General features: G+C 76.9%; 3 protein-coding genes. All 3 read left to right on the top strand.

Features of this window, described 5'->3' with window-relative positions; translation table 11 throughout:
- The first annotated feature begins 188 nt into the window (after window positions 1-188).
- Window positions 189-920, top strand: a complete 732-nt coding sequence (locus GTR00_RS17370) for an SDR family NAD(P)-dependent oxidoreductase (RefSeq protein ID WP_166612837.1) — start codon at window positions 189-191, stop codon at window positions 918-920.
- A 71-nt stretch (window positions 921-991) separates the two neighbouring features.
- Window positions 992-2,479, top strand: coding sequence for a xylulokinase (locus GTR00_RS17365; protein ID WP_166612836.1), 1,488 nt, complete (start codon window positions 992-994; stop codon window positions 2,477-2,479).
- Window positions 2,476-3,305 (top strand): phosphotriesterase family protein (locus tag GTR00_RS17360; RefSeq protein WP_205706066.1); only part of this gene is annotated, 830 nt, incomplete at its 3' end. The genes GTR00_RS17365 and GTR00_RS17360, both read left to right, overlap by 4 nt.

Here is a 3,305-nt window from a genome sequence, read left to right as displayed (position 1 = left end):
CCCGGGGGGTCTCCCGGGGGGTCTCCCGGGGGGTCTCCCGGCGGGTCTCCCGGCGGGTCTCCCGGGGGTCTCCCGGCGGGTTCCCCCGTGGACGCGGAACCGGCGCGGCCGGGAACCTTGCGCCTCGCCCCGGCTCGGTAGTACCACTACACCGGGTGTCGACGACGACGCCGTGGAGGAGAGCACCGATGACTCAGCGCTTCAGCGGACGCCGCATCGCCGTGACCGGGGGCGGCGGCGGGATCGGCCTGAGCCTGTGCGCCGCCCTGCGGGCCGAGGGAGCGCGGGTGCACGCCCTGGACCGGCGGAACCTGGACGACCTGCCCGAGGGGGTCGAGGGCACCGAGGTGGACCTGACCTCCGAGGCGTCCGTGCGCGCCGCGGTGCGCTCCCTGTACGCGCAGGACGGCACCGCGGTGGAACTGGTCACCTGCGCCGGGGTGGTCGAGGACGACGTGGCCGCCGAGGAGATGTCGACGGACCAGTTCGACCTGGTCGTGGGCGTGAACCTGCGCGGGGTCTTCCTCAGCTGCCGCGAGTTCGGCCGCGAGCTGCTGGCCCGCGGGGGCGGGGCGATCGTCAACGTGGCCTCCATGTCGGGCAACGCCGTGGTCAACGCTCCCCAGCGCCAGAGCGCCTACAACACCTCCAAGGCCGGCGTCAGCGCGCTGACCCGCTCGCTGGCGGTGGAGTGGGGGCCGCGCGGGGTGCGGGTCAACGCCGTCTCCCCCGGGTACGTCGACACGCCGCTGAACTCCCTCAAGGCGCACATGCACGAGCAGTGGCGGCGCGAGACCGTCCTGGGGCGCTTCGCCGCGCCGCAGGAGGTCGCCGGCGCCGTGGCGTACCTGCTCAGCGACGAGGCGGCGTACTGCTGCGGCACCGAGCTGCTCATCGACGGCGGGTTCTCCCTGCGCTGACGCGCCCGCACGCAGCCGGGCACCCGAACGGCGCACCGACCGTCCCGCCGACCGAGCGAGGAGCTGGCCCCGTGATCCTCTCCCACGACCTGGGCACCACCGGCGACAAGGCCGCGCTGGTGGACGCCGACGGCTCGATCGTCGCCGCCGCCACCGCCGCCTACGACACCGACTTCGGCCCGCGCGGCAAGGCCGAGCAGGACCCGGGGGCGTGGTGGCGGGCCCTGTGCCGCGCGACGCGGCAGCTGCTGGAGGCCCGGCCCGGCGCCGCGGCCGCCGTGGAGGGGGTCTGCTTCTCGGGGCAGATGATGGGGGCGGTGCTGCTGGACGCCGCCCGCGCGCCGGTGCGCCCGGCGATCATCTGGGCGGACACCCGCTCGACGTCCCAGAGCGAGCAGCTCGTGCAGCGCGTCGGCATGGGGGCCGGGTACCGGATCACCGGCCACCGCCTGAACGCCACCTACTCCCTGTCCAAGGTGATGTGGGTGCGCGAGCACGAGCCGGAGGTGTTCGCGCGGGTGCGCCACGTCGTGCAGGCCAAGGACCTGATGGTCGCCCGGCTGACCGGGGAGGTGGTCACCGACCCCTCCGACGCCTCCAGCACCAACGCCTTCGACCAGCGCAGCGGCACGTGGTCCGGCGAGCTGCTCGGCGCCGCCGGGCTCCCCGCGGACCTCTTCCCCGAGATCGTGCCCTCGACCACCGTGGTGGGCCGGGTCGGCCGCGAGGCCGCCGCCGCGAGCGGCCTGCTGGCCGGCACCCCGGTGGTGCTGGGCGGGGGCGACGGCCCCACGGGCGCGCTGGGCGCCGGCATCGTCGACGCGGCCTCCGGGGCCTACGCCTACCTGGGTTCCTCCTCCTGGATCTCCCTGGCCGCCGACGCGCCCCTGCACGACCCGCTGATGCGCACCATGACGTTCAACCACGTCGTCCCCGGCCGCTACGTGCCCACCGCCACGATGCAGGCCGGCGGCGCCTCCCTGCAGTGGGTGGTGGACCTGCTGGACCCGGGTGGGGACTCCCGCTACGAGCGCCTGCTGGGCGCCGCGGCGGGCGTGCGGGCCAGCGAGGACGGCCTGTACTTCCTGCCGCACCTGCTCGGGGAGCGCTCCCCGTACTGGAACCCGCGGGCCCGCGCCGTCTTCGCCGGCCTGGCCCGCCACCACGGCCCGGAGCACCTGACGCGCGCCGTGGTCGAGGGCGTGGCGTTCAACCTGCGCACCGGGCTGAAGGCGTTCGTGGACAACGGCGCCGCGGTCGAGCGCATCGACGCCATCGGCGGCGCGGCGAACTCCCCCGACCTGCTGCGCGTCCTCGCCGACGTCTGGGGCGTGCCGGTGCGGCGGCTGGACCTGGTCGACGAGGCCACGGCCGTGGGCGCGGCGGTCGTCGGCGGCGTCGGCGTCGGCGTCCACCGGGACTTCACGCGGGCCGTGCGCCCCGGCGCGCACGGCGCCGAGCTGACCCCCGACGCCGCGGCGCACGCGCGCTACCGCGGCGAGCACGAGGTGTTCCTGGACGCCTACCGGCGCCTCGAGCCGTGGTTCGAGACGCTGTGAGCGCACCGGACCTGGCCGCGCCGGACCCGCTCGCGCCCGGCCCGCCCGCGCCCGGCGCGGTGCGCACCGTGCTGGGGGACGTGCCGGCCGGCGCGCTGGGGCGCTGCGACTACCACGAGCACCTGTTCCAGGCCAGCGTCCTGCTGCCGGGCGAGGACCTGGACGACGAGGCCGCCAGCGGCCGCGAGGGCGCCTCGCTGAGGGCGGCGGGCATCGACGCCGTGGTGGAGGCCACGCCCACGGGGCTGGGCCGCCGGCCCGCGGCGGTGGCGCGCATCAGCGCCGGCACCGGCCTGACGGTGGTGCACACCAGCGGCGCGCACCGCCAGGAGCACTACCCGCACGGGCACTGGGTCCTGCAGGCCCCGGTGCGCGAGCTCACCGCGCGCTTCACGGCCGACGTGCTCGAGGGGCTGCCGGCCCAGGACGTGCGCGGGCGCGGCGCGCCGGCGCGCGGACCGCACGGGCAGCCGGTGCGCGCGGGCCTGCTCAAGGCCGGCGTCGGCTACTGGCGCATCAGCGCCTTCGAGCACCGGGTGCTGGCCGCCACCGCCGCCGCGGCACGGGCGAGCGGGGTGGCGGTGATGGTGCACCTCGAGCACGGTTCAGCGGCCTGGGAGGTGCTGGAGGTGCTGCGCGAGGCCGGGGTGGCGCCGGCGCGGGTGGTGCTCGCGCACGCGGACCGCAACCTCGACCCGGGCCTGCACGCCGAGCTCATCGCCGCCGGGGCCGTCCTGGGCTACGACGGCGCGGCGCGGCACCGCCAGGCACCGGACTCGGCGATCCTGGACTGCCTGGAGCGCGTGGTGGCCGCGGTGGGGCCGGC

Origin of the sequence: Kineococcus indalonis, from assembly GCF_009906395.1 — a bacterium.
In the GTDB taxonomy this organism is placed as follows: Bacteria; Actinomycetota; Actinomycetes; order Actinomycetales; family Kineococcaceae; genus Kineococcus; species Kineococcus indalonis.
This window is presented reverse-complemented; position numbering and strand designations above follow the sequence as displayed.